This window comes from Mesorhizobium sp. P5_C1, from assembly GCF_054049815.1.
This window is the reverse complement of record NZ_JBFULQ010000321.1, coordinates 1-6,437: the sequence shown is the minus strand read 5'-3', so window position 1 is coordinate 6,437 and position 6,437 is coordinate 1. Positions and strand designations below refer to the sequence as shown.

General features: G+C 65.3%; 2 protein-coding genes. Both read left to right on the top strand.

Translation table 11 applies throughout. The annotated features are described in order from the left end of the window. On the top strand, window positions 1–1,199 hold a 1,199-nt coding region (locus ACXJ7R_RS21795; RefSeq protein WP_457153658.1), incomplete at its 5' end, for an autotransporter assembly complex protein TamA. 3 nt (window positions 1,200–1,202) lie between these two features. Next, the coding region (locus ACXJ7R_RS21790) for a translocation/assembly module TamB domain-containing protein (RefSeq protein ID WP_457153657.1) at window positions 1,203–6,437 on the top strand (5,235 nt) is incomplete at its 3' end.

Here is a 6,437-nt window from a genome sequence, read left to right as displayed (position 1 = left end):
GCTATGGTGACACCACGGTGGAAGGCACGGAGAAGGTCGATCGCGACTTCACCGAATACATGACCGGCCTCAAGCGCGGCAGGCAATACTCGCCCGACGAGATCAGCGATGCGCGCGACCGGTTGCTGGCGCTTGAGGTGTTCAACAGCGTGACGTTCAAGGAAGCCGACAAGCTCGATGCCGACGGCAACATTCCGATCGGCCTCCAGGTCAGTGAGCGCAAGCCACGCTATTTCGGTGTTGGCGGGACCTTCTCCAACACTGAGGGGCTCGGCCTGGAAGGCTATTGGGGTCACCGCAACCTGTTTGGCCGGGCCGAAAAGCTGCGCATCGAAGGGGCCATCAGCGGTATTGGCAGCAACAACCTCAGCGAGCTCAACTATAATGCCGGCATCATGTTCGAAAAACCGGGCGTAATCGGGCCGGCGTCAAAGTTCTTCGCCAGGTTCAAGACCGTGCTCGAGCATCCGGACGCCTATGACCATTTCTCGGTCAAGGGCAGCACCGGCCTGTCCTACGAACTCACCAAGAAGCAGACGGTCTCGGCGGAAGTATCGCTCGACTATTCGCGAATCCACGATGCTTTCGGCAAGCACAAATATCTGATCGCCAGCATTCCGCTGCAGTATGTCTACGATAACCGTGACAACCGGCTGAACCCGACCGGCGGCTTCCGGGTGCTGGCCTATGCCGAACCGAGCTATGACATTCTGAGCGGTGCGGCCTTCCTCAAGCTGAAGGGCGAGGGTTCGGCTTATCAGTCGCTGGATTCGGCTTCGAAGTTCGTGCTGGCCGAGCGTGTCGCCGTCGGCTCGATCGTCGGCACCAGCCTCGAAAATGTACCAGCCGACCGGCGCTTCTATTCCGGCGGCGGTGGTTCGGTGCGCGGCTATGCCTACCAAGGCATCGGCCCCAAGGATTTCAACGGCCAGCCGATCGGTGGTCTGTCCTTCTTCGAGACCTCGGTCGAGATGCGTATCGCCATCACCGACACGATCGGCATCGTGCCGTTCGTCGATGCCGGCACGGTGTCGACCAAATCGGTGCCCAATTTCTCCGATGTCAAAGTCGGCGCCGGTGTCGGCTTGCGCTATGTCACGCCATTTGGGCCGCTGCGCATCGACGCGGCCGTGCCGCTCAATCGTGATCCAGACGATCCGCATTTCGGCATCTATGCCGGCATCGGACAGGCGTTCTGAGCGATGAAGATATTCAGGCGCATCCTTCGCATTGTCCTCTACACGCTGCTCATCGCTGTCGCCGGGGCGATCGGCGCGCTGGTGGTGCTGACCAAGACCGAGCGTGGACGCGACAATCTTGCCGGCATCATTTCGCGGCTGGCCTCGAGCGATGACCGCAAGATCACCGTCAGCGGTATCGACGGCATCTGGTCGGGCGCGCTCAGCGTCGACCATGTCGTGCTGGAAGACCGTGAAGGCGCCTGGCTGGTGGCGCGCAAGGTCGCCGTCGACTGGTCGCCCCTGGCGCTGCTGTCGAAAAGCTTCAGCGCCGACCGCATCGCCGCCGGACGCATCGAACTGGCCCGGTTGCCGGTGGCCAGCACGCAGCCGGCGCAGAGTGGCGGCACGACGACGCTGCCGGTCTCGCTTGACATCAAGCAGATCGACCTTCCCGAAATCGCGCTCGGCCAGGATCTGGCCGGCAGCGGCATCGCCGAACTTGCCGCCAAGGGCATGCTCAAGGTCGACGCCGCGCCGCTGGCGGTCGAGACGACGCTCAACGTCACCCGCCATGACGGCAAGCAAGGCAATGTCGACGCCAAAGTCCATTTCGCGCCAGCCGACAACAAGCTCGACCTCGATCTGAAGGCATCGGAGCCGGCGGGCGGCATCATCGCCAACCTGCTCAATCTGCCTGATACGCCGCCGGTCGACATCATTGTCTCGGGGACGGGCCCGCTGGCCAACTGGAGCGGCATCGGGACCTTCGTTGTCGACGGCCAGATCGTCACCCAGCTCACCGGGCGCCACCAACTGACCGACAAGGGCAATCACATCGAGGCCAAGGGCGACGGTGATTTCGCGCGCTTCCTGCCGGAGAATTTGAAGCCGCTGTTTGCCGGCAAGACCAGCTTCGATGTCGCCGGCACCGCCACATCGGCCGGCGGTGTCAGTGTCGACCGCGCCAGCATCGACAGCGATGCGGTGCACGGCACCGCATCCGGCATCGTCGATCCTGCCGGTGCCAGCGATCTCGCGGTCGAACTCGCCGCCAAGGGCCCGCCTGTGGTGATCAGCGTTGGCAGCAAGGCGCAGCCAATCATGCTGGCGATCAACAACGCCACTGCGCGCGCGTTCGGCGACGGCAAGACGCCGATCATCGACATCGGCGCCTCCTTCGTTTCGATCGTCGCCGGCGGCACGCGGCTGGACGATCTGGCGGCGCAGATCCATTCGGACGGCTTCGATATCCAGAATCGCGCCGGGCCGGTCACCGTCAGGCTGGCGGCGGGCGGCCTCAAAACCGACGTGGCGACACTGGCGCCGCTGGTCACCGGCAAGGTCAATGTCGATCTGGCCGGGTCGGTCAGCAAGGACGCCATTGCCATCGACGAAGGCACGCTGCGCTCCGACGCGGTCAACGCCTCGCTGACCGCCACGGTGGCGCTTGCCGACCTGTCGATGCAGCTCAAGATGAATGCCGATGCCGTGGCGACGGCCTTGCCGCCGCAGATCGCCTCGGTGCTCGGCGCCCGGGTGAAATTCTCGGCCGCGGCGACGCGCGATCCGCAGGGATCCTTTGCCGCCAACTCGATCTCACTCACCTCCGGCACGCTCAGCGCCAGCGGCACCGCCAGCGCGCAAGGCGCCGACATCCAGGCCGATATCAAGGGCAAGCTGGGCGACGTTTCGGTGCTGTCGCCAATGGTTGGCGTGCCGGTGGCCGGCGGCGTCGATTTTGCACTGTCGGCAAGCGGCGCCAGGACGGCGCCGGATTTCACGGTCTCCGCCGACAGCGACAGCCTGACGGCCTCGGGCCGCACGGTGAAGGGCATAAAGCTGACGGCAAGCGGCAAGGCCGACATTGCCAGCCCCTCCGCCAATGTCTCGCTGACCGGTTCCGTCAACGACCAGCCGCTGGACATCAAGGCGGCGCTGGTGACCAGCGAAGGCAAGCGTTCGATCAATGGGTTCCTGGTTTCGCTTGGCGACAACAAGGTCTCGGGCGACCTCGCGCTGGATGACAAATTCATGCCCTTGGGCACGCTGACGCTCGCCGCGCCTGCTATCGACCAATTGGCCGCGCTCGCCGGCCAGGCGGTGACGGGCGACATCGACGGCACCATCCGCTTCGCCAGGGATGGCGACGCGCCCTCGGTGGCTATCGACGCCAAGAGCACGGCGATCGCGCGCGGCGAAGTGACGGCCAAGGCAATCAGCGTCAATGCGCTGATTGCCAATTATCTCAAGGCGCCGGCGATCGCCGGTTCAATCAAGGCCGACAGCGTCACCTCGGGAACCACGGAAATCGGCGGCATCGGCGTCGACCTGAAGCGCGATGGCGACTGGACCAATTTTACCGGTGGCGCCACAATATCGGGCATTCCGGCGACCGCTGCCGGCCGGGTCAAGATCGCGGACGGGACGACCAGCATCGAGATCGCTTCGGGTGAAGCCACGGTTCGCGGCATTAAGGCCGCGATCGCGCAGCCATCGACGTTGAGCATTGCCAATGGCACGACCAGCATCGAAAAACTGGCGCTCGATGTCGGCGGTGGTTCGGTGACACTGTCCGGCACCGCCGGCCAGGCGCTCGATCTGGCGGCACAATTTTCGGCACTGCCGGCAGCACTCGCCAATGATTTTTCGCCCGGTCTCGATGCCGTGGGCACGCTCGGCGGAACCGCTGAAGTGACCGGGTCGCCATCTGCGCCCGAGGTTCGGTTCGACGCACAACTGGCCGGCGTCGAAACCAGCCAGACCCGGCAGGCGGAGCTCGGTCCGCTCGCCGTCGATGCAGCCGGCAGCTACACCGTGGCCGGCGGCGTCGTGCTCGATCATGCGACGCTCACAGGCGACAAGATTTCCGGCAAGGCGGCGGGCACCCTAAACCCGAACGGCGCCAGCGATTTCGCCCTCGATCTCGCCTCGGCCGGAACCAGCTTGCCGCTGACGCTGGGCAGCGCGGAAAGCCCTATCAAGCTTGAACTGCAGGCGCTGTCGGTAAGGGTAGCGGGGCAGGGCACGCAGCCGCGGCTCGATATTTCGGCGGCGCTGCCGTCGGTCGCCACCAAGCTGACCAAGGTCGAGGGCGTTGCCGTCGCCCTGCATTCCGATGCTTTCGATCTGAAGGCCCGGACGGGTCCGATCTCCGGCACGGTGTCGGCCGACCAGATTGGCCTCGACAACCCAACCATCGCGCCACTGATCGCCGGGAAGGTCACGGCCAAGGTTGCCGGCAGCCTCGCCAAGGATGCCATCACCATCGACAGCGGCTCGGTGACGAGCGATGCGCTGAACAGCGGCTTTAGCGGCCGGGTATCGCTGGCCGATGGTGCCATCGAGCTCAATTTGAAAGCCGACGCAGCCTCCGCTGCGCTGCCGGCGGCGGTGCGCGGCGTGCTTGCCGAACGCGCGGAACTGAGCGCTGCGCTGAAGCGCGATGCGTCGGGCAATGTCAATGTCGACGGATTGAAGCTGGCCTCCGGTGCACTGACTGCCGAGGGGCAGGCAAGCCTTGCCGACAACAAGGTCGCCGCCGACATCAAGGGCGCGCTAAGCGACATCTCGCTGCTCTCGAAAGACGCCAAGGGCGCCATCGGCTTCGCCTTGAACGCACAGGGTCCCGCGACCGCGCCCGATCTGTCGCTAACGGTCGACAGCGATCGGCTTTTGGTGGCCGCGCGCGAGATCACCGGGCTGAAGCTTACCGCCACCGGCAAGGCCGATGCCGCCAACCCGGCGGCGAATGTGCAACTCACCGGCAATGTCGCCGGCCAGCCACTGCAAGGCAGTGCGGTGCTGGCGACGGCGGATGGCAAAAGCGCCATCAACGGCCTGCTGCTGTCGCTTGGYAAGAACAGGATCTCCGGCGATCTGGCGCTGGACGAGAAGTTCGTGCCGGTCGGCACCATCGCGCTCGACCTGCCTGATATCGGCCCACTGGCGGCACTTGCGCTGGAAAAGGCGGAAGGCGACGTGCGCGGCACCATCGCCTTTTCCAAGAACGGCACCGCGCCGCAGGTCGCGATCAAGGCGGCGACGGCGTCGATCTCGCGCGGCGATTTGCAGGCAAAGGCCGTTTCCGTCGATGCGCTCATCGCCAACTATCTCGCTGCTCCGGTGATTTCCGGAAAGATCCGCGCCGACACCGTCACATCAGGCGGCACCGTGATCAGCGGCATAAATGTGGATTTGAAGCGCGATGGCGACTGGACCGGCTTTTCCGGTGGCGCCACCGTAAAAGGCATCCCGGCGCAGGCCGCTGGCCGGGTGAAAGTGGCCAACGGCACAACCACCATCGAGCTTGCTTCCGGCCAGGCCACGGTCAAGGGCATCAAGGCGGCCATCGCCCAGGCCTCGACCATCAGCATTGCCAATGGCACGACGACGCTGGACCGGCTGGTGCTCAACCTGGGCGGCGGCACGGCGACGGTGACCGGCAAGGTCGGCACGGCGCTCGACATCAACGCGACGCTGGCGCGAGTGCCGATGTCACTTGCCAACAGTTTCTCGCCGGGCCTCGATGCCGCCGGTTCGATCTCGGGCACAGCCAAGGTGACGGGTGCGCCGGCGRGCCCCGCTGTTGCCTTCAACATCGATGCGACCGGCGTGCAGACGTCGCAGACCCGGGGTGCGGGTGTCGGTGCGGTGAGTGTTTCTTCGTCCGGCACCTTCGCCGCCAACAAGCTGACCTTCAACGCCAATGTCAGTGATGGAGCCGGCCTTGGCCTCAAGGGCGGCGGCACCGTGACGACGGCAGGCACGCCGGCGCTGGTGCTCGATTTCAATGGCGCCGTGCCGTTCGGCCTGCTCAGCCAGAAGCTTGCCGCGCAGGGGCTGTCCCTGTCTGGAACGGCAAATGTCAACGTGCAGGTTCGCGGTCCAGCGACATCGCCTGTCATCGGCGGCTCGGTCAGCACCTCCGGCGCGCGCCTGGTCGACGCGCGCTCGGGCCTTGCGGTCAACGATATCGCCGCCGACGTATCGATCGCCGGCGGCGTCGCAAGGATCAACCGGCTGACCGGCACGCTGTCGACGCGCGGCAGCCTGTCGGCCAGCGGCACGGTCGGCATCAACCCGGCGCAAGGATTTCCGGCCGATCTGTCGATCAAGCTGGTGGACGGCCGTTATACGGACGGCCGGGTGGTGACCGCCAATCTCGGCGGCGACCTGACGATCAAGGGGCCGCTGACCTCCGCACCGGTGATTGCCGGCACGATCAATCTCGCCAAGACGGTGATCACGGTTCCAGAC